Annotated in this window: 19 protein-coding genes; 15 read left to right on the top strand and 4 right to left on the bottom strand. The window is 69.9% G+C overall.

What is annotated here, in order from left to right; all coding sequences use genetic code 11:
* The first annotated feature begins 16 nt into the window (after positions 1-16).
* On the top strand, positions 17-877 hold the full coding sequence (locus SMD11_RS10235) for a thioesterase family protein (RefSeq protein WP_087926154.1): 861 nt from the start codon (positions 17-19) through the stop codon (positions 875-877).
* A 265-nt stretch (positions 878-1,142) separates the two neighbouring features.
* Here the strand turns inward: SMD11_RS10235 and SMD11_RS10230 are convergent, their stop codons facing one another.
* On the bottom strand, positions 1,143-1,733 hold the full coding sequence (locus SMD11_RS10230; protein WP_087926153.1) for a TIGR03086 family metal-binding protein: 591 nt from the start codon (positions 1,731-1,733) through the stop codon (positions 1,143-1,145).
* A gap of 125 nt (positions 1,734-1,858) precedes the next feature.
* On the opposite strand from SMD11_RS10230, the gene SMD11_RS10225 reads away from it, so the two are divergent.
* The 8 genes from SMD11_RS10225 to SMD11_RS35420 all read left to right on the top strand — a co-directional run bounded on the left by SMD11_RS10225 (position 1,859) and on the right by SMD11_RS35420 (position 11,917).
* On the top strand, positions 1,859-2,905 hold the full coding sequence (locus tag SMD11_RS10225; RefSeq protein ID WP_087926152.1) for a helix-turn-helix transcriptional regulator: 1,047 nt from the start codon (positions 1,859-1,861) through the stop codon (positions 2,903-2,905).
* Positions 2,906-3,096: 191 nt separating this feature from the next.
* Entirely contained in the window at positions 3,097-4,266 is a 1,170-nt protein-coding gene (locus SMD11_RS10220; protein WP_087930398.1) for a cysteine desulfurase family protein, read from the top strand.
* 283 nt (positions 4,267-4,549) lie between these two features.
* Positions 4,550-5,716, top strand: a complete 1,167-nt coding sequence (gene mnmA / locus SMD11_RS10215) for a tRNA 2-thiouridine(34) synthase MnmA (protein ID WP_087926151.1) — start codon at positions 4,550-4,552, stop codon at positions 5,714-5,716.
* Positions 5,717-5,826: 110 nt separating this feature from the next.
* Complete coding sequence (locus tag SMD11_RS36325; RefSeq protein ID WP_234365984.1) at positions 5,827-6,402, top strand: AAA family ATPase; 576 nt, start codon at positions 5,827-5,829, stop codon at positions 6,400-6,402.
* Positions 6,399-7,115 carry an AAA family ATPase gene (locus SMD11_RS36320; protein WP_234365983.1) on the top strand — a complete coding sequence of 239 codons (717 nt, stop codon included), beginning with the start codon at positions 6,399-6,401 and terminating at the stop codon, positions 7,113-7,115. Before SMD11_RS36325 ends, SMD11_RS36320 begins: the two co-directional genes overlap by 4 nt.
* Positions 7,112-8,017: an RloB family protein gene (locus SMD11_RS10205; protein ID WP_087926150.1), complete on the top strand. Its 906-nt coding sequence runs from the start codon at positions 7,112-7,114 to the stop codon at positions 8,015-8,017. Before SMD11_RS36320 ends, SMD11_RS10205 begins: the two co-directional genes overlap by 4 nt.
* A gap of 89 nt (positions 8,018-8,106) precedes the next feature.
* Positions 8,107-10,716: a type I restriction-modification system subunit M gene (locus SMD11_RS10200; RefSeq protein ID WP_087926149.1), complete on the top strand. Its 2,610-nt coding sequence runs from the start codon at positions 8,107-8,109 to the stop codon at positions 10,714-10,716.
* On the top strand, positions 10,706-11,917 hold the full coding sequence (locus SMD11_RS35420) for a hypothetical protein (RefSeq protein WP_159395278.1): 1,212 nt from the start codon (positions 10,706-10,708) through the stop codon (positions 11,915-11,917). Before SMD11_RS10200 ends, SMD11_RS35420 begins: the two co-directional genes overlap by 11 nt.
* 16 nt (positions 11,918-11,933) lie before the next feature.
* On the opposite strand, the gene SMD11_RS10190 is transcribed toward SMD11_RS35420, so the two are convergent.
* Positions 11,934-12,131 (bottom strand): DUF397 domain-containing protein, encoded by a 198-nt coding sequence (locus SMD11_RS10190; protein WP_087926147.1) that lies wholly within the window; start codon positions 12,129-12,131, stop codon positions 11,934-11,936.
* A 13-nt stretch (positions 12,132-12,144) separates the two neighbouring features.
* Entirely contained in the window at positions 12,145-12,999 is an 855-nt protein-coding gene (locus SMD11_RS10185) for a helix-turn-helix domain-containing protein (protein WP_087926146.1), read from the bottom strand.
* 285 nt (positions 13,000-13,284) lie between these two features.
* Between SMD11_RS10185 and SMD11_RS10180 the strand changes: the two genes are divergently transcribed.
* From SMD11_RS10180 to SMD11_RS10170, 3 genes are all read left to right on the top strand, one after another.
* Positions 13,285-13,803, top strand: a complete 519-nt coding sequence (locus SMD11_RS10180; RefSeq protein ID WP_234365982.1) for an ATP-binding protein — start codon at positions 13,285-13,287, stop codon at positions 13,801-13,803.
* Between the two features lie 109 nt (positions 13,804-13,912).
* Positions 13,913-17,524, top strand: coding sequence for a type I restriction endonuclease subunit R (locus SMD11_RS10175; protein WP_087926145.1), 3,612 nt, complete (start codon positions 13,913-13,915; stop codon positions 17,522-17,524).
* Between the two features lie 42 nt (positions 17,525-17,566).
* The gene (locus SMD11_RS10170; protein WP_087926144.1) at positions 17,567-18,301 is read left to right on the top strand and encodes a M48 family metallopeptidase; all 735 of its coding nucleotides are present in this window, start codon (positions 17,567-17,569) and stop codon (positions 18,299-18,301) included.
* A gap of 116 nt (positions 18,302-18,417) precedes the next feature.
* Here the strand turns inward: SMD11_RS10170 and SMD11_RS35415 are convergent, their stop codons facing one another.
* Entirely contained in the window at positions 18,418-18,711 is a 294-nt protein-coding gene (locus tag SMD11_RS35415; RefSeq protein WP_159395277.1) for a hypothetical protein, read from the bottom strand.
* Here SMD11_RS35415 and SMD11_RS35410 point away from each other — a divergent pair.
* The 3 genes from SMD11_RS35410 (at position 18,701) to SMD11_RS10155 (ending at position 20,474) form a co-directional block, all read left to right on the top strand.
* The gene (locus tag SMD11_RS35410) at positions 18,701-19,018 is read left to right on the top strand and encodes a hypothetical protein (RefSeq protein ID WP_159395276.1); all 318 of its coding nucleotides are present in this window, start codon (positions 18,701-18,703) and stop codon (positions 19,016-19,018) included. The genes SMD11_RS35415 and SMD11_RS35410 overlap by 11 nt on opposite strands.
* A gap of 212 nt (positions 19,019-19,230) precedes the next feature.
* Positions 19,231-19,770 (top strand): TIGR00730 family Rossman fold protein, encoded by a 540-nt coding sequence (locus SMD11_RS10160; protein ID WP_087926142.1) that lies wholly within the window; start codon positions 19,231-19,233, stop codon positions 19,768-19,770.
* A 14-nt stretch (positions 19,771-19,784) separates the two neighbouring features.
* Positions 19,785-20,474, top strand: coding sequence for an SDR family oxidoreductase (locus SMD11_RS10155; protein WP_087926141.1), 690 nt, complete (start codon positions 19,785-19,787; stop codon positions 20,472-20,474).
* Positions 20,475-20,482 lie beyond the last annotated feature (8 nt).

The raw sequence follows: 20,482 nt of genomic DNA, 5'->3' as shown, positions 1-20,482 counted from the left end.
GGTGTAGCGTCGGATCATGGCACAGGCAACCATCGGTAACAGCGAGTTCGACCGGGACACGGCCATCCGGCCGCGGGTCCCCGGCGAGGGGGACGGCGGTGCCCCCGGCACCGCCGCGTACGACGTGGAGCTCTCCGAGGGATGGACCATCCTCGGCGCCGTCAACGGCGGCTACCTCCTGTCCGTGCTGGGCCGCGCCCTGGGCGCCGCCCTGCCGCACCCGGACCCGTTCACGATCACCGCGCACTACCTGACCACCTCCCGGTCCGGGCCCGCCGTCGTCCGCACCCAGATGGTCCGCACCGGCCGCAGGCTCTCGACGGGCCAGGCCGGCCTGTTCCAGTTCGCCGAGGACGGCACCGAGGTCGAGCGGATCCGGGTCCTCGCGACCTACGGCGACCTCGGCGCGCTGACGGACGACGTCCGCACCACGGCCAAGCCGCCCGCCATGCCGCCCCTGGAGCACTGCCTCGGCTCCGACTCCGTCCCGCCCCACCTGGTCAGCGAGCTGACCGGCCGCCTCGACCTCCGCCTCGACCCCGCCACGGCGAACTGGATCGAGGGCGAGCCCAGCGGCCGCGGCGAGACCCGCGGCTGGTTCGCCCTCGCCGACGGCCGCCCCGCCGACGCGCTGTCCCTCCTGCTCGCCGTCGACGCGCTCCCGCCGACCACCTTCGAGATGGGCCTGCCGGGGTGGGTCCCGACGGTCGAGCTCACGGCGCACATCCGCCGCCGGCCGGCGGCGGGGCCGCTGCGGGTGACGGTCACGACGCGGAATCTGGCGGGCGGGTATCTGGAGGAGGACGTGGAGGTCTGGGACGCGGAGGATCGGCTGGTGGCGCAGGCTCGGCAGTTGGCGGTGACGCCGCGGGGGTAGTGGCGGCGGGTGCGGGCGGTGCCGCTGCGCGGGGCGTTGTCCCCAGCCCCGCCCCTTCCCGTAACCGGGGGCTTCGCCCCGGGCCCCCGGCCGCGCTGACGCGCGGTGTCCTCAAGCGCCGGACGGGCTGAATTGTCGCCCGGAACCGGGCAAATCCAGCCCGTCCGGCGTTTGAGGACCGGGGTCCGGGGCGGAGCCCCGGTTCGGGAAGGGGCGGGGTGGGGAATGGGCCCGCCGCAGGCGCTCCCCGGCACGCACCCCCCGCTCAGACCTCGCGCCCCAGCCACCCCGCCAGTCGCCCATACGCGTCCGCCCCCGCGGGCACCGCCCGTACCTCCCCGAACGGCACCCCCTCACCCCGCCGCCCCGCCGGCAGGAACCGCTCCGCCCAGCCCAGCACCAGCTCCGCGAGCTCCGGGTCCAGCGGCAGCGGGTGACCCAGGGCCCGGGAGAGGTCCCAGGTGTGGGCGACCGTCTCCAGCACCATCCCCGACGTCAGATAGACCGCGCCCGGGAACTCGCCCCACTCCACCTTCACCGTCCGCGCGAGCTTCGCGTCGTCCGCCCACGCCGCGACCAGCCGCGCGCGGGCCTCCTCGTAGGCGGCGGACCAGCCGTCGTCCGCCACACCCTCCGGCGGCCCGCTCCACTCGACCGTGCCCGTCTCGCCCAGCTCCGCGCCGTCGTGCGCCCCCGCCACGAGGTGGCCGAGCAGGGCGCGGACGTCGAACTCGGTACAGGGGGTCGGGTCGCCGAGCCGGTCCGCGGGCACGACCGCGACGAGCCCGGCCAGCTGGGCGACGGCGCGGTCGAGGAGGCGACGGGGGTCGGCGGTGACGTCGGGCGTGGCGCTCATGGCGGATCTCCAGGTGAGGGTGCGGGACGGAACGGGAGCGGGAGTCGCCCCCGCTTCCGGCGTGTGCCGAGCATCCCGCCATAACCTGACAACGGCCGTCAGGTTTTCCGGGCCATCCTTGGCGGGTGAAATCCGACCGTCTGCTGTCGATACTGCTGCTGCTCCAGACCCGGGGCCGGGTCACCGCCGCCGAGCTCGCCGAGCGCCTCGACGTCTCCGTCCGCACCATCTACCGCGACATCGACTCCCTCTCCACGGCCGGCGTGCCGGTCTACGCCGAGCGGGGCCGGCACGGCGGCGTCGCGCTGCTCCCTGGCTTCCGCACGGACGTCACCGGCCTGACGGCCGACGAGGCGCGGGCCCTGTTCGTCCTCGCCTCCCGGAGCGCCCACGCCGACCTGGGCCTCGACGGGGCCCTCGGCTCCGCGCTGCGCAAGGTCATGGCCGCCTTGCCCGCCCCGCACCGCCCGGCCGCCGAGGCCACCAGCCGGCGCATCCTCGTCGACCCCGTCCGCTGGCTGACCGGCCCGGCCGCCGAGGTCCGGCTGGACGAGCTGAACGCCGCGGTCTTCGCCGACCGGCGGCTGCGGCTGCGCTACCGCCACGGCGGCGAGAGCGAACCGAGGACCTACACCGTCGATCCGTACGGGCTCGTGGCCAAGGCCGGTGTCTGGTACCTGGTCGCCGACCGGCGCGCACGGCCGCGGCTCTTCCGCGCCGACCGGGTGGCCGCCGTGACGGTCACCGACCGGCCCGTGCGCCACCGGCCCGGCGTGGAACTGGCGGACGCGTGGGAGGAACTGCGCCGCCGGGTCGAGCGGCGCCCGGCGGAGTTCCGGGTGACGGCGACGGTGCGGCGGGCCCGGCTCGACATGTTCCTGCGCATCGCCGGCTACCAGCTCGCCGGCCCGCCCTCCGACGGCGACCCGGCCACCGTCGAGCTTCTCCTGCCGGAGGCCCGCGCGGCGCGGCAGCTGCTGTCCTTCGGCCCGGACGTGGAGGTCCTCGCGCCGGAGGAGGTGCGGGAGGATCTCGCGGCGGTGGCGGCGCGGACGGTGGAGCTGTACGGCGGGGGCGGGAGGTCTGAGCGGGCGGGTGCGCCTGCGGCGGGCTTGTCCCCGCCCCGCCCCTTCCCGAACCGGGGGCAGGCCCCCGGACCCCGGCCGCGCTGACGCGCGGTGTCCTCAAACGCCGGACGGGCTGAGATCAGCCCGTCCGGGGGCACCTCCCAGCGGTAGCTGGGGGAGTTTGAGGACATTCGGGAAGGGGCGGGCAGGGGAAAGAGCCGCCGGAGGCCGTGTCCCCGGCAGACCGGGAACGCCCGGTACGCTCCCGCCCCCCAGCTCGTAGAATCGTGCGCACCATGGCCTACCTCGACCACGCCGCCACCACCCCGATGCTCCCGGAGGCGGTGCAGGCGATGACCGCCCAGCTCGCCCTCACCGGAAACGCCTCGTCGCTGCACGCCGCGGGCCGCCGTGCCCGCCGTACCGTCGAGGAGTCGCGCGAGTCGCTCGCGGCGGCGCTCGGCGCCCGGCCCAGCGAAGTGGTGTTCACCTCGGGCGGCACCGAAGCCGACAACCTCGCCGTCAAGGGCCTGTTCTGGGCCCGCCGGGACGCCGACCCGGCACGTACGCGCGTCCTCACCTCCCCCGTGGAGCACCACGCCGTCCTCGACGCCGTGCACTGGCTCGGCGAGCACGAGGGGGCGACCGTCGAGTACCTCCCGGTCGACCCCTACGGCCGGGTGCACGCCGACGCCCTGCGCGAGGCCATCGCCCGCAACCCCGACGACGTCGCCCTCGTCACGGTGATGTGGGCGAACAACGAGATCGGCACGATCATGCCGGTCCGTGAACTGGCCGGGGTGGCGGCGGAGTTCGGCATACCCGTGCACGCCGACGCGGTGCAGGCCTTCGGCCAGCTCGACGTCGACTTCGCGGCCTCGGGCCTCGCCGCCATGACCGTCAGCGGCCACAAGGTCGGCGGCCCCTACGGCATCGGCGCCCTGCTGCTGGGCCGCCAGTACACGCCCGTTCCCGTGCAGCACGGCGGCGGGCAGGAGCGGCACGTGCGCTCCGGGACGCTCGACGTGCCGGCCGTCGCCGCGTTCGCCGTCGCGGGCACCCTCGCCGCCGAGCGCCGCGAGGCGCACGCCCGGGAGGCCGGCGCCCTGCGCGACGAGCTGATCGAGGCGGTCCTCGCGGCCGTCCCGGACGCCGTCCTCGGCGGCGACCCCGACCCGGCCGGCCGGCTCCCCGCCAACGCCCACTTCTCCTTCCCCGGCTGCGAGGGCGACTCCCTGCTGCTCCTCCTGGACGCGCGGGGCATCGAATGCTCCACGGGTTCCGCCTGCACGGCGGGGGTGGCCCAGCCCAGCCACGTCGTCCTCGCCACGGGCACGGACCCGGCCCTGGCCCGGGGCACCCTGCGGTTCTCCTTCGGACACACGTCCTCGCGGGCGGACGTACGGGCGGTGGCCGACGCGATCGGCCCGGTGGTCGAGCGGGCGCGCACGGCGGGGCTGAGCTAGAGGGCGGGGCGGCACGCGGCCGCTCCGCTTTCCTGGGGCGCGGCCCCGGGCCTTCGGCTAAAGGACGACCTGTACGCGATCCAGCCCGGCCGGCGTTTGAGGCCGCCGCGCGGAGCGCGGAACCGGGGGCCCGGGGGCTTGCCCCCGGTTCGGGAAGGGGCGGGGCGGGGACAAAGCCGCCCGCAGGGCCCACCCGGCCCCGCACCGCCGTCCGGCCCCCGCCGGCAGGCCCCCGCACCGGCCAGCACCCCCGCCGCCGGCCACCCCGTACCCTGGTAACGCTATGACTGAATCCCTCGGCTTCCCCGGTGCCCCCGACCCCACGGCCCCCCGCAAGGGACTGCGCGTGCTCGCCGCCATGTCCGGCGGCGTCGACTCCGCCGTCGCCGCCGCCCGCGCCGCCGAAGCCGGGCACGACGTGACGGGCGTGCACCTCGCGCTCTCCGCGAACCCGCAGTCCTTCCGTACGGGCGCCCGCGGCTGCTGCACCATCGAGGACTCGCGCGACGCCCGCCGCGCCGCCGACGTGATCGGGATCCCCTTCTATGTCTGGGACCTCGCCGAGCGCTTCCGCGAGGACGTCGTCGACGACTTCATCGCGGAGTACGAGGCGGGCCGCACCCCCAACCCGTGCCTCCGCTGCAACGAGAAGATCAAGTTCGCGGCGCTGCTGGACAAGGCGCTCGCGCTGGGCTTCGACGCGGTCTGCACGGGGCACTACGCGACGGTCGTCCTGAAGGACGACGGCAGCCGTGAGCTGCACCGCGCGAGCGACATGGCCAAGGACCAGAGCTACGTCCTCGGCGTGCTGGACGAGAAGCAGCTCGCCCACGCGATGTTCCCCCTGGGTGACACGCTCACCACCAAGGAGGAGATCCGGGCGGAGGCGGAGCGGCGCGGCCTGGCCGTCGCCAAGAAGCCGGACAGCCACGACATCTGCTTCATCGCCGACGGCGACACCCAGGGCTTCCTGGCGAAGCACCTCGGCACCGCCGAGGGCGACATCGTCGACGAGTCCGGCGCCAAGGTGGGCACGCACGAGGGCGCGTACGGCTTCACCATCGGCCAGCGCAAGGGCCTGCGCATCGGGCACCCGGCCCCGGACGGCAAGCCGCGCTACGTCCTGGACATCTCCCCGGTGAACAACACCGTGACGGTCGGCCCGGTGGAGGCGCTGGACGTCACCGCCCTCACCGCGATCAAGCCCCGCTGGTGCGGCGTCGCCCCAGCCGGCCCCGGCACGTACACCGCCCAGCTGCGCGCGCACGGCGGCGAGACGGAGGTCTCGGCCGAGCTGGTCGGCGGCGAGCTGCGGGTGAGCTTCACCGAGCCGGTCCGCGGCGTGGCCCCGGGCCAGGCGATCGTGCTCTACGACGGCACCCGCGTGGTCGGCTCGGCGACGATCGCGACCACGGAGCGGGCGGTTGCCGGAGTGGTCACCTCTGGTTGACGCGTGTCTGGCGCATCGCTGAACCACGCCATAGGGTGTCTGGTGAGGGTTACCCGTACGTAAGAGCGTTAGGCGGCTATCGAGGCTCCGCCTCGTAGGGAGGTTCAGCCGTGCTGCTCAGCTTCCGCGTGGCCAATCACCGGTCGATCCGTGAAGAACAAGAGCTGTCGCTGGTGGCGACAGAGTTCAATGGGAAGACGGGTCGCGAGACGGATCTTCGTTCGGACGGCAAGACTGTCTCGGTGCTCCCCGCAATTGGCATCTTTGGAGCCAACGCTTCGGGCAAGTCAAATGTGCTGTCGGCGCTTCGATTCATGCGGAAGGCCGTCCGGGAGTCCTTCGCGGAGTGGAGCAAGGACTCCGGCGTGGCGGAGCGCGAGCCTTACGCGCTAGATCCCGCCGCCCGCGAGGAGACCAGCCTCTTCGAGGTCGAACTGCTGCTGGGAGTCCGCAACCCCACCCGTTTCACCTACGGCTTCGAGCTCTCGGACGAGCGCGTCGAGGCGGAGTGGCTCCATGCGTATCCCTCCGGGCGCCGCCAGGTGTGGTTCGACCGGGAAGCCGGCCGGTCGGACGACGAGGGGGGGAATTCCACTTCAAGGGCACGGGGCTGCGCGGCCCCAAGGACACCTTCGTCTCCCTCACCCGGCCCAATGCTCTCTTCCTCACGGTCGCCGCGGCTATGAACCATCCGCAGCTCTCGGCGGTGCACCGCTGGTTCCTCGACAACCTCTGGCTGGTCACCTCCGGAGCCGACGTCCCGGCCCGTACGGAATGGACCCGGGACCTCCTGGCCGACCCCAAGCGGACCGACGACGAGCTGCGTGAACGGTTCAACACTCTCCTCAAGGCCGCGGACCTCGGTATCAGCGAAGTGACGACCGACCCGGACACCGGTGAGCTCCAGCTCTTGCACCGGTCCCCGGACGGCTCCGAGCGGCCGTTGGATTTCCTGCGCCAGGAGTCACTCGGCACGCACGCGTGGTTCGCCTTCCTGGGTCCGCTCCTCACCGCTCTGAAGAACGGCGGCGTGCTCCTCGCCGACGAGCTTGATTCGAGCCTGCATCCGCTCCTCGCGGCGGAGGTCATCCGGTTGTTCCAGGACCGGGTGGCGAACCCGAAGAGCGCCCAGCTTGTCTTCACGACCCACGACGCCACCCTTCTCGGCCCCTCGGTGGCCGAGCGCCCGTTGGACAGGGACCAGGTGTGGCTCACGCTCAAGAACAGCACCGGCGAGACGGCCCTCTACCCGCTGACGGCCGCCAGGAAGGCCCGTAAGGACGACAATCTGGAACGCCGCTATCTGCACGGTCACTACGGCGGTACACCTCGCTTGGACGCGGGTGACATCGCGCGGGGGATCGCCCTGCTCGAAGAAGAGCTGAAGGCGACGGCGTGAGCAGGGGAAACCGGGACCAGGAGCAGGCCGGCGGCCGTCGTCGTCGTGGACGCCCGACGGGCGGCGGGCAGCTGCGCCGCACTGTTGACTCGTACGGTGATCAGTCGGTCCGGGTGATCTACGTGGCCGGCGAGGGCGCGAGAACCGAGCCTGAGTACTTCCGCCTGATCAACAAGACCTTCGGAGACCGACCGGGTCGGGAGAAGTTCCACCTCAAGGTGTGCGAGCCCAGTAATCCTAATGGGCTGCGGCCCGAGGCCGTGGTCGATCTCGTACTGTCCGAAGCGGAGAAGAAGGGGGACCAGGACTGCGAGAAGTGGGCCTTCTTCGACCGCGACGCGGAGGACAACAGGGACACGGAAATCCCCCGAGCCATGCGCAAGGCGTCCGAAAACGGCGTACATGTGGCGCTGTCCCATCCCTCGTTCGAAATATGGTTGCTGCTGCACTTCCGGCCGTTCACGAGTCAGGAGAACGGGCGGGACGCCGAGGTGATCAAACAGCTACGCAACCACCCGAAGGCCGACGGCTTCAAGGAGTACGACAAGGCGTCCGGTGACCGGGGCAAGGGGCTCGGTGGTGGCAGGGGTGAAGCTCTGATGAGGGAAGCGAGGGGGAGGGAGCAGGCGCCGATACGCAACGCCGTGCGCAACGCGCGGAAACTCGTTACCTCCTGTCCGCATGGTGATTGCTCGCCCAAGCGGGCGGACGATCTTCTCGCCGCGTCGAAGGCGGCGCGAGCCGATGCCGGGTCCTCCGGTGAGACGGCACCCGAGTCGTACGAGACATGGCGCACACGGACCGGCCACGCGGCCGACTGCGACCCGCTGAAGCGGGACCCGTCCAGTGACGTATGGAGATTTCTTGCCGATCTGGAGATCGCCACCGAAGACTCCTACTGACCGTGGCGATCGGTTTCCGTATGAGGCCGTGACCCGATTACGCTGCCCGGAGACTTTCCGAATCCCCACGGCGTACGAAGGACCGGTGCGTGGCCAGAATCACACTGCCCCAGCTGGAACGGCATCTCTTCTCCGCCGCGGACATCCTGCGCGGGCGGATGGACGCCTCGGAGTACCGGGACTTCATCTTCGGGATGCTGTTCCTCAAGCGCTCCTCGGACGAGTTCCAGCCCGAGTGGGAGCGGGTGTACGAGGCGGCACTCAAGAGCACGGGTGACGTGGAGAAGGCGCTCGCCCGCGCGAACAACCCCGAGAAGTACCCCTCGGTCTTCTATGTTCCGCCGCGGGCCCGCTGGTGGAAGGGTCCGCACGCCGACCCCGGGCAGCCGGGTGAGCCCGCGCTCGGCATCTCCATGCTCACCGACAAGGTGGGGGAGCGGCTCGACCAGGCGCTGGTGGCACTCCAGGAGACCAACGAACGGCTCACAGGCGTCGCCGCCCACATCACCTTCAACGAGATCATCGGCAACAAGCCTCGTTTCACCAACAACGAGCTGCGTGCCCTCATCCGCCACTTCAGCCTCTACCGGCTGCGGAACGAGGACTTCGAGTTCCCCGACATGCTCGGTGCGGCGTACGAGTACCTGCTCGGCCGGTTCGCGGACACCGCCGGCCAGCGTGGTGGTGAGTTCTACACCCCGCGCGAGGTGGTGCGGATGATGGTCCGCCTCGTCGATCCCCAGCCGGGAGACACGGTCTACGACCCGTGCTCGGGCTCCGGCGGCATGCTGATCGCCGCCAAGGAGCACGTGGAGGAGCACGGCGGTGATCCGCGGGAGCTCTCGGTCAACGGCCAGGACAAGAACGGCCCCTCCTGGTCCATGGCGAGCATGAACATGGTGCTGCACGGCATCCGGGAGTTCGACCTCCAGCACGGCGACACACTCGCCGAGCCGCTGCACCTGACGGCGGGCGGGCGGCTGCGTACGTTCACCAAGGTGCTGTCGAACCCTCCGTTCTCCCTCAACTACGACGCGGAGCAGGTCGCCGACGCGGACCAGCGCCACGGGACCCGGATGAAGGAGTGGACACCGGAGGGCGGCAAGAAGGCCGACCTGATGTTCGTCCAGCACATGATCGCGGTGCTGGAGGAACGCGGCGTCGCCGCGACCGTCATGCCGCACGGTGTGCTCTTCCGCGCCGGCAAGGAGCGGGACATCCGCCGTCGGCTGCTCGCCGACGACTGCATCGAGGCTGTGATCGGCCTCGGCCCGAACCTCTTCTACGGCACCGGCATCCCCGGCTGCATCCTGGTGCTCCGGCGCCCGGGCCGGAAGTCGAAGGACCGCGAGAAGCAGGTCCTCTTCATCAACGCCGACCGCGACTACCGGGCGGCCAGCAATCAGAACCAGCTCGGCCCGGAGCACATCGAGAAGATCGTCACCGTGTATCAGGGGTGGCGCGCGGAGCCCGGCTACTCGCGGGTGGTGGACAGGGACGTCCTCCTGGCCGCCGACGCGAACCTCAATATCCGCCGCTGGGTCGACAACTCGCCGCCTGCAGAGCCGCAGGACGTACGGGCGCACCTGTACGGCGGTGTGCCGAAGGCCGAGGTGACGGCCCGGGCGGCTCTGTTCGGCGCGTACGGGGTGGACCCGGCGGAGCTGTTCGCGGAGCGGGACGGGGACGCCGACTACGTCGACTTCCTCCCGGAGGGCCCGGAGGTCACCGCCGAGCGCATCCCGGCCCTTGCTGCGGCCAAGGAAGCGGAGCTGCGTGCCGCGTACGAGAAGTGGTGGGCCGGGCAGGCCGATCTCTTCGCCGCGCTGGCGGAGAACGGGCGGCTGATGGTGCTGCGCGGTCGCCTCCTCGAAGGCTTCAAGGACGCCGTCGGAGCGGTGAACGTCCTGGACGAGTACACGACGGCCGGCATCGTCGCCGACTGGTGGACGGAAGCGCGGTACGACCTCAAGGCACTGGCGGCGGGCGGCTACGAGCGGGTGCTCGACGGCTGGGTCGACTCGGTGGAGGCGATGGTCGAGCCGGCGGTCCCGCAGGACGACGGCACCACCGTCAAGGGGCGCAAGAAGACGAGTGTCACGGGTGCGGACCGGCGGCGTGCGATGGACCAGCCGGTGGTGCGGGTGCTGATTCCGGAGTTCCTGAAGGAAGTGGCCCGGGCTGACGAGGCGCTTGGGCTGGCGGACGCCGCGTACAAGTCGGCGGTGGAGGCTTTGGGGACGGCGCAGGGCGTGGGGGACGGCGCGGATGCGGATGCGGATGCGGATGCGGATGCCGATGAGGACGAGGGTGAGGGCGAGGCCGTGGAGCGCACGCCGGTCACTCCCGAAGAGCTCGCGCGCCTTGAGAAGGCGGTAGCCGCGCGCAAGAAGGAGCGCACGGCTGCCTCGAAGAAGCGGAAGGCTCTGGACGAGCGGTTCCTGAAGGACCTGCTCGCCGCGGCGGACGTGACGAAGGCGGAGGAGGGCGGCGCGGAGCGCGTCGTTCTGACCGTTCTGGACGATGACCTGTCCGGCCGTCTGGACGCGGCCGTTGCGTCGGGGCGGCGGGAGCTGGTGGCGGTGTTCCGTCGTTGGGCGGAGAAGTACGCGGTGTCCTTGGAGGAGCTGGAGAGGGAGAGCGCGGGGGCGGTCAGCGACTTTGGTAAGCAGCTGAGGGAGCTCGGCTATGAGCGGTGAGGTGCAGCTCGGTGAGCTCTTGCAGTACATCGAAGTTGGTACAGCTGTGCCAGCGCAAGCGCAATCGCCGACAAATGACGAGTGGGGCGTTCTACGTCTGGGTGCCCTAACCACAGGGCGGTTTGTTCCTGAGCAGGCTAAGCGGTTGCCGTCATGGGGCGCTGGGTATGCGAAATTGGAAGTAAGTGCCAACGATGTACTCATGGTGCGAGTCAATGGAGCGAAGTCCTTGGTGGGTGCAGCGCATGTTGTGAAGCATGTGCGACCTCGACTTATTCTGTCCGACCTTATGTTCCGACTCGTGCCAGATCGTGCAAGGCTTAACCCAAATTTCCTTGGTTTGTTGCTCGGATCAGAGGGTGTGCGGCGGCAGATTCATGGCGCTATGCGTGGTACGAGTGGTCAGTTCCAGTTGCCGCAATCGGAAGTCAAGAGACTCAAAGTTCCGTACATTCCACTGGTCGCGCAGCATCGGGTAGTGGCCGCCCATGCCGCGATCGAGCGGCGGATCACTGCGTTGGAACGGGTGAGCACCAAGCTTCGGACAGTCGAGGTTGCCCTCGTTGAGCAGTCGCTGGCCGGGGCACAGGACTGTGTGCCCTTGGAGAGCTGGCTGTATCGCATCGAGACCGGCAAGAGTCCAGCGGCCGAGAATGTCCCGGCAGGAGAGGGCGAATGGGGAGTTCTTAAGGTCAGCGCGGTGCAGAGTGGCTGGTTTGAGGCTCGCGAGAACAAGGTTGTTCGTGATGCTGGGCTGATCAACCCTCATTACGAGGTCCAAACGGGCGATCTGCTCATGACGCGAGCCAACACCGAGGACCTGGTTGGTCTGGCATGTGTCGTGCAGTCGGCACCGCCGCGCCTCATGCTCAGCGATAAGACTCTGAGGCTTGTGACCAACGAGTCGATGGCCGAGTCTTCCTTCATTCAGATGGCCCTGGCGAGTCCAGGTGTGCGAAATCAAATCAAGGCAGAGGCAACGGGTACGAGCGGCAGTATGAAGAACATCAGTCAGGCTGCGATCCGGCGATTGCTTGTGCCAAACGTCGCTATCCAGGAACAGCAGCGGGTGACTGCGGCGGTTGCATCCAGCCGGATGCGCATGGATAGCGTGCGGCGGCAGATCGCTAAGTTGCGAGCAGTGCGACAAGGTCTCCTTGACGACCTTCTCAGTGGTCGGGCCCGCGTCCCTCAAGGATGATCCAGGATGGATGACGTCATGTCGCCGGTCCTCTGAACCTGCCCGCTTTTATGCCTATGAGTAGGGTACTGAGCATGCCCCGGTCAGTCGTGATGTTCTGGTCCGGGGCCTCGCTTTCGCGGATGACTATCCCGCTGCCCGCCGCCGCGATTTCGACGCAGTTGTTTCCGCCACCCCCACTGAATGTCGATCGCTGCCAGCCACACTCGGCCATTTTCTCGGTCCTCTCACAAGTTGAGTGCGATGGACCGGATGAAACTCTGCGATGCGTCGGGCGGCAGTGCGGAACTTTCCATCAGGTCCAAGAGTGCACGGTAGTTGGCAAGTGGTGTCGGGGCGTTAATGAATTGGGCACCCAACGCGGTGTCCAAATGCACAGTGTCAATCTGAGGAACGGGGCCCTCGGTATAGAGGATTGATTGATCTGCGCCGGGAAACCCTCCTGCGCTGAAGGGGATGACCCGGAGCGTGACGTTGGTTCGATCTGCTGCCTCTGCCAGATAGTTCAGCTGCTTTCGGGCCACGTCTCGCCCGCCGAACTCCAATCGAAGTGCTGCCTCATGGATGATGCCGGTGTACGGCGTGGGATTGTCGCCCGTAATGACGGTTTGGCGACTCATACGGTGCGCGACTCGCAGTTCCACTTCAAGGCGTGGAAGCTTCGGCACAGTGAACTCGAAGATGGCCCGCGCGTGATCTTCCGTTTGGAATAGGCCGGGTACGTGCACAGTTTGGGCGGTTCGGATCCGGGCGGCGTAGTGCTCGATCTCCGAGACGTCGAGGTGTCCATCAGGCAGCTTCCCCCGGTACTCGTCCCACCATGGCCGCGTCCTGCGGCTGCCCGCCATTGCCGCGAGGGCATCGATCAACGCGGTGTCCGGGCACTTGTAGTGACAAGCCAGTTGGCGGACGCGGTCTCCACTCAGTCCGGTCCGGCCTGCCTCGATGTTGGAGATCATCGTGCGGTCCGCGCCGAGCATTGCGGCCGCTTCCTGGATGGAGACGCCGGCCTGTTCACGCAGGCGGCGCATCTCGGCCGCCAAACGTCGTTGGCGACCGGTGGGGGCGTTCCGTGGGGCCATGGGTCCTCTCTTGTGCGCGCGTACAGTCTGGCAGTGGCCTGCGCAACGGGTCTAGTGAGTCCGTCAGTTGTTCACTAATTCGTGAAAGTTGACTCACGTGTGAGTTGCAATGCCCTACGGTGTGACCCAAGCCACTCGCCTGGCATCCGCCTGCGGAAGCGCACCCGTCCGCCCGTACCCACCCGTACGGCTCGGACCGGCAACGACACCGTCCGGCGCCGGACGCGTGGCCGCACCGCATCCGACACACCCACCCCTCACGCCGCCGCACATGGAGGTGCCCGCGTGAACCTGAACCCGCTGCTGGAACGGACCCCCCACTCCCACCCGCCGCGCTCCACACCCACCCCCATCCCCTTCACCGACCCCTGGCAGTACGAGCTCACCCTCCCCCGCGACCCCCGTGGGCCCGGCATCGTGAGGATCACCCTGCGGGCGATCCTCGACGCGCACGGCCTGGGTGAACTCATCGAGTCCGCCGTGCTGTTGACCTCGGAGCTCGCCACCAACTCCGTCCGGTACGCGAAGGGTCCCGCCACGGTCTGCCTTCGCTGGACGCACCCCGTGCTGAGGGTCGGCGTCTCCGACGTCAGCCCGAAGTTCCCGGTGTACGCGTTGTTCCCCATGCCCGCCGCCGACGCGCACCGGGGCCGGGGGCTCCGGATTCTCGACCGGGTCGCCGACGCGTGGGGTGGCTGTCTCCTGGGCGACCTCCTGCTGACGCCCACCGGTAAGACCATCTGGTTCGAGCTGTCCCTGGACGCCGCGCCGCCGCCGGGGGTGCCGACAGCCATGGCAGGGTAACCCCGTACGTCCGTCACCCTGGTCTCTTCTCACCCGCAGGTAAAGTTCCTCTGCGCCCTCCTGGAGGGTGCGGGCGGGGGCCGGACAGCTATGGGTGGGGAGACCGGTGATGGCGCAGCCGGAGTATGACAAGGTCGAGCGACCGCTGATCGAACAGCTGGTCGCGATGGGCTGGGAGCACCTTCAAGGTGCCTCGCCGGGTGCTCCCGCCAACCACGCGGCCGACTCCGAGCGTGCTTACTTCACCGAAGTGGTCTACGCGAAGCGCTTCCGCACCGCCGTGGCCCGTATCAACCCGGGCCCGAGCGGCCACGGCACCTGGCTCACCGACGCGCAGCTGGACCACCTGCTCGCCCTCCTCCACGGACGGGTCCATGGTCAGGGGCCGACCGGGCACGGCGTGGCCGGGAACCTCGAAGTGACCCGCATGCTGCGCGATGGGATCAACGCTCGCACCGTCCCCGGCTGGACGAAGGGCGATCCGGAGTACATCCGGCTGGTCGACTGGGACGGCGACTTCGCCGTAGGGAACGACCTGCTCGCCGTCTCCCAGTTCCGGGTGGAGCGAAGCAAGCGCGAGCCCGCGACCCCGGACATCGTGCTGTTCGTCAACGGTCTGCCCTGGGTGATCATCGAGTGCAAGGCGCCGGTGACCAAGGGGAGGGACAGCCGGAGCGCGCTCGACGGCGCGGTCGGGCAGGTGCTGGATTACGCGGGCGTCGAGTCCCCGTTCGCGGTTGCCGAGTTCACGCGGTTCGCGCAGGTGCTTGTGGCCACCGACCGTGACCACGCCGAGATCGGTACGATCACAGCCGAGCCGAAGCACTTCGCGCCGTGGCGCACCGTGGCACCTTCCGGTGAGGATGAGTTCAGGTTCGCACCGTGGCGCACGGTGGTGCCCACCGGGGAGGACTGGGTCCGGAAGGAGATCGGGGTACCCGAGGGCCGGGAACTCACCGCCCAGCAGATCCTCGTCGCCGGCGTACTGCGGCCGTCCCACCTCCTCACCCTGGTCCGGGATTTCACCACCGAGACCGGTCGGGGCTCCCGCACGGTGAAGGTGGTCGGCCGGTACCAGCAGTTCCGTGCCGTGCACGTGCTCGCGCGCAACATCCTCGACCGGCGTGAGGCTCTCGCCGCCGGTGAGGACCCCGGGCACCGGGGTGGCGTCATCTGGCACACCCAGGGTTCGGGCAAGAGCCTGACCATGGCGTTCCTGGTGCGCTACCTGCGCACCCACCGGAAGCTGTCCGGGCAGAAGGTCGTCGTCGTCACCGACCGGCTGGACCTGGAGAAGCAGATCCGGGAGAGCCTCGCCGCCACCGGTGAGACAGTGCACCGTGCCCGTACGGTCACGGGCGCGCGTAAGCAGCTGGCCGTGGACGTCCCGGACGTCGTCCTGGTGATGATCCAGAAGGCGCGCAAGGACGACACGGCCGACGACGGCCGTGAGGAGTCGCTCGGGCACCGGCCGGGCGAGGAGCTCCACGTCCACAACCTGGTGGTGAACGACAGCTCCGACATCGTGCTGCTGATCGACGAGGCCCACCGGTCGCATGCCACCTGGCAGCACACGCGGCTGCGTGCCATGCTGCCGAGCGCCATCTTCATCGGCTTCACCGGCACCCCGATCCTCAGCGGAGACAGGAAGACCACTGAGGAGATCTTCGGTTCCTTCGCCGACACCTACACCCTGCGCGACGCGGAGCGGGACGGTGCGGTCGTCCCCGTGCGCTACGAAGCGCACAACGTGCCCCTGGAAGTGATCGAGAAGGCCGCGCTTGACGCCAAGTTCGACGAAGAGGTCCCTGAGGACCCCGAACAGCGGAGCCGGGTGCTGCGGAAATTCGCCCGCCGTAAGGAGGTCCTGGAGGCGCCCGCCGTCATAGCCGCGAAGGCCGATCACATGCTGCGGCACTGGGCGAGGACGGGGCTTCCGGACCGGTTCGGCGCCCAGGTGGTCGCGGTGTCGCGGCGTGCGGCGGTCGACTATCGTGTGGCCCTGCTCGAGGCCCGCGACCGGCTGCTGGAAGACCTGGACGCGATCGAGGCCGATCTGAGGCATGACCCCATGGCCGAGGAGAACGCCACCCCTGCGGAGCGTGAGCTCCTCTTCCTGCTGGGCCACCGGCACGTCCTCGCGTCGATCGACGCGGCCGTTGTGATCTCCAAGGCCCAGCCCGGCAAACGCAAGGACCCCGATGACTGGCAGCCCTGGACGCAGAAGACCCGCCAGGACACCCACATAGAGCGCTTCAAGCAAGGGCTGGGCGACCCCCTCATCGCGGCGGCGGTCGATCCGGCGTGGGAGGCGGTGACCCACGGGGCGCCGGCGGCAGGTGTGTACGGAGACTCGGCGGGTGACCCCTGGGAGCAAGACGCACCGACGACCCCGGACGCTGGTACGGAAGAAATGGATGGAGCGGAAGAAGACGGCGAGCCGATCGCGTTCCTCGTCGTCCAGTCCATGCTGCTCACCGGATTCGACGCCCCGGTCGAACAGACCCTGTACCTCGACCGCCCGCTCTACGGCGCCGGGCTGCTGCAGGCGATCGCCCGCACCAACCGCCCGTACACCAACAAGGAGTGGGGCCAGGTCGTCGACTACATCGGCATCGGTCCCGAGCTCGCGCGGTCCCTCGCTGAGTACGACCAGGCCGACCTGCGCGCGGTCTATGGATACGACGTGTCCTTCGACCACCTGGACCCGGACCACAAGGGCACCCAGCCCACCAGGGACCGGATGCTGCTCCAGGCGGACGCCGCCGCCGAAGCGCTGCTGACCGACCTGCACCGCCAGGTCACCGCGTTCCTGCGCGCACAGGGCATCGCCTCCCTCAGTGACGAGGCCCGGCGCGAGGATCTGCTGGAGGCCCTCGCCGACCCGCTCCTCCGTGGTGAGTTCGACGAACTCGTACGGGACTTCCTGACCGCCCTCAACGCGGTGCTGCCACTGCCCACCGCACTTGCCTACGAGGACATCGCGCGTCTCCTCGGCGAGACGCAGTACCTGGCTCGGCGCCGCTACCTGGACGGCCGGGACGAGTTCAGCCCGCGTCGTTACGGGGCGAAGGTGCGGCAGCTGATCTCGCGGCATCTGCTGGTGACGGAGATCCACGAGCGGGTTCCGTCCGTGGAACTGACCGACTCGGACTTCATGGAGCGCGTCAACGCCAACCGGGATCCCCGGGCCAGGGTCTCGTACATGACCAGCTCGCTCCGGATGCGCATCACCGCCAGCCTGGCCTCGGACCGTCCCCGGTACCAGAGGTTCAGCGACCGGCTGGAGGAGATCGTCCGGCAGATGGGTGAGGACTTCGAGCGGGCGGCCGCCGAGATGGCCGACCTGGTGAGCGATGTCACCGCCGCCGGGGCAGGGGAGGGTGGGGACGCCGGCCTCGACCCCTGGACGGAACAGCCGGTCCACGGGCTGCTCCGTGCCGAGTTCGAGCGGACCGGTGGGCCGGATCTCCCTCCGGGCGTCGACCTGATCCAGGCGGCCCGTGAGCTCACCGTGGAGATGGCCGGGCTGGTGCGGTCCCCCGACTTCGTCAGGCTGAGCGACACCCGGACCCGGGTGGGCCGGGAGCTGCGGAACTATCTGGAGGACCAGCTGGCAATGGACTGGGATCACACTGGTCCGCTGTCGAGCCTCCTGGTGGAGCTGGCGGTGGAGCGGCACCCGGAGTTTGTGCGATACGGCCGGCAGACAGGCCGCTGAGCCTGGCACCCGGGTGTCGTACCCGGGTGCTAGGAATGACCGGTGAGTACTTCGGTCCAGCAGGCGATCGCGTCACTCCCCGTACCCGGGGAGTGGACGTGGAGCGTCGCTGTCCGCCCGCGGCGGCGCACGCTGGGCATCGAGATCTCACCGGACGGCGGGGTGGTCTTCGCCGTGCCGGCGGACGCCGACCCGCGGGCCGTGGCCGACGCCGTACGGGCCAGGCTGCCACGTCTGGCCGAGGAGGTCAGACGTCGGCTACGCCGTCCCGCGGAACCGGTCAAGGAACTGGTCGGTGGGACCGGTTTCCCCTACCTCGGGCGCAACCATCGGCTGAAGCTGGTCTGTGGTGCGCAGGCTCGTAAGGTCCGGCTCTATCAGGGCTGGCTTGAGCTGCCCGACCCTGCCACAGCCGATGTCGGCGCCCAGCGGCTCGCAGCCTGGTACAGCGGTCTCGGGGACCGCTGGCTGGCGGCGCGCATGCCGCCGCTCGCGCTGCGGGTCGGAGTGGCGCCGAAGGCGGTGATGACGCGCGATCTCGGCCACCGGTGGGGTGCTCTCGGCCCGGACGGGGTGATCCTGGTGCACTGGGCGGTGATGCAGCTCCCGCCCGCCCTCGTGGACCTGGTCCTCATCCATGAGCTCTGCCACCTGCGGGTGCCCGGCCATGGCGCGGCATTCCGTCGGCAGGTGCGCCTTGCCCTCCCGGACGCCGACCGGCGTGAGCGGTGGTTCGCGGAGGTGGAACCGCTCCTCTGGCGGGGTGCTGCCCGCTGAGCGGCACATTCCCCCCGCTCGTCCGTCGGCGGGCCGCCCCGGACGCACCGCACCCGCCGGGCGGCCTGCCCGGCGGGTGCGTCGTCTCTCGGGGCGCGTGGCGCGCGGCGCGGTCGTCAGCGCCCGTTGACGGTCCGGGTGACGTTCGTGACCTCGCACTTGCCGCCGCTGGTCGGGCCGCCCGGCTTGGGGACGTACGGGGTCGACACGTCGAGGTTGCTGGTCTTGCCCGGGCCGACCCACATGATCGACGGGTTGCGGGTGGACAGGAGCGCGCCGTCCGGGCCGGTGAACTTCACCGTGAGGCGGTAGTCGTAGGTCGTCGTCGAGCTGCTGTTGGTGGCGCTCAGCTTCGCCGTGATGCCGAGGCGGTCGGTGTACGCGCAGTCGACGATCTTGATGTCCCGCATCGCGCTGTTGCGGCTGCCGCCGGACGAGCCCAGCGTGGAGGAGCCGCCGGAGGTCGTGGAGTCACCGGTGGTGCCGGAGGTTGTGCCGCTGGTCGTGCCCGAGCTCGTCGTGCCGCCGCTCGTGGTCGAGCCGCCGAAGGTGCCGCCGGTGCTGTCACCGCTGGTGCCCCCGGACGTGCTGCCGCCGGAGGAGGACGAGCTGCTGCTGTGGCTGGAACCACCGCCGCCGCAGCTGCCGCCGTGGCTGCCGCGCGCACCGGTGAGAGCGACTACTGCAATGGCGAATACCGCGGCGGCGCGGACATGACGAAGCTTCACGCTGAAGAACTCCCCCGAGAAGTGGCTTGAATTCATGCTCGCTTGACGAGCGCACGTCAGGCTAACAACGGCTTTACAAGCCGCCAAACCAGGCCGCTGTCTGTGACGAACCCGCAACCGAACGGGGCCCTAACCCTGACAGCAGAACACCCAAATCAGGCCAGATGGGGGCGGTGGGTCCGACGGCGTACGGTGGCCCGTATGAACATCACCGTCTTCTGCTCCGCCGCCGACCTCGACGACCGTTACACCACCCCCGCCCGCGAGTTCGCCGCGCTCATCGGCCGGGGCGGGCACACCATGGTCTGGGGAGGTTCCGAGTCCGGGCTGATGAAGGTGATGGCCGACGGCGTGCAGGACGGCGGCGGCCGGCTGGTCGGGGTGTCGGTCGAGTTCCTCGCGGCGAAGGCCCGGAAGGGCGCCGACGAGATGGTGATCACCAGGGATCTCGCCGAGCGCAAGGCGCGGTTGCTCGCGCGCGGCGACGCCGTCGTCATCATGGTCGGCGGCACGGGCACGCTGGACGAGGCGACGGAGATCCTGGAGCTGAAGAAGCACGGCATGCACGGCAAGCCCGTGGTCCTGCTGAACACGGCGGGCTTCTACGACGGGCTCAAGCAGCAGTTCCAGCGCATGGAGGCCGAGGGCTTCCTGCCGCTTCCCCTCACCGACCTGGTGTTCTTCGCCGAGGACGGGGTGGGCGCGCTGGCCTACCTGGAGGAGTCGGCCGGAGTGCGGTAGGGCATGGTGGGGGTATGGCAACACACCTGATCACCGGCGCCGGCTCGGGCATCGGCGAGGCCGTCGCGAACCACCTGCTCGCGCGCGGCGACGAGCTGTACCTCTTCGCGCGGGACGCCGGCCGGGCCAAGGAGCTCGCCGCGCGGTTCCCCGGTGCCCGTACGCTCGTCGCCGACCTCGGCAACCCCGACCGGATCGCCTGGGCCCTCGCCCAGCAGACCCTGCCCGACCACGTCGACTCGCTGCTGCACATCGCGGGCGTGTGCGACCTCGGCCAGATCGGCGAGCTGTCCACCCGCGCCTGGAACCACACGCTCGCGGCCAACCTCATCGCCCCCGCCGAGCTGACGCGCCTCTTCCTGCCGCAGCTGCGGGTCGCCCACGGGCACGTCGTCTTCGTCAACTCCGGCGCCGGCATGCACGCCCACGCCAACTGGGGTGTCTACGCGGCCAGCAAGCACGGCCTGAAGGCCGTCGCGGACTCGCTGCGCGCCGAGGAGCACGAGAACGGCGTCCGCGTCACCAGCGTCTACCCGGGCCGCACGGCCACGGCGATGCAGGAGAAGGTGCACCAGCAGGAGGGCAAGGAGTACGACGCCTCGAAGTGGATCGACCCGGAGTCGGTCGCGAAGACCATCCTGCTCTCGCTCGACCTGCCGCGCGACGCGGAGATCAACGACCTGACGGTCCGCCCCGGCCGCTGAGGCCGTGG

Origin of the sequence: Streptomyces albireticuli (assembly GCF_002192455.1) — a bacterium.
Lineage (GTDB): Bacteria > Actinomycetota > Actinomycetes > Streptomycetales > Streptomycetaceae > Streptomyces > Streptomyces albireticuli_B.
Note: the sequence above shows the minus strand (reverse complement) of the source record. Positions and strands in the feature narration are given on the sequence as shown.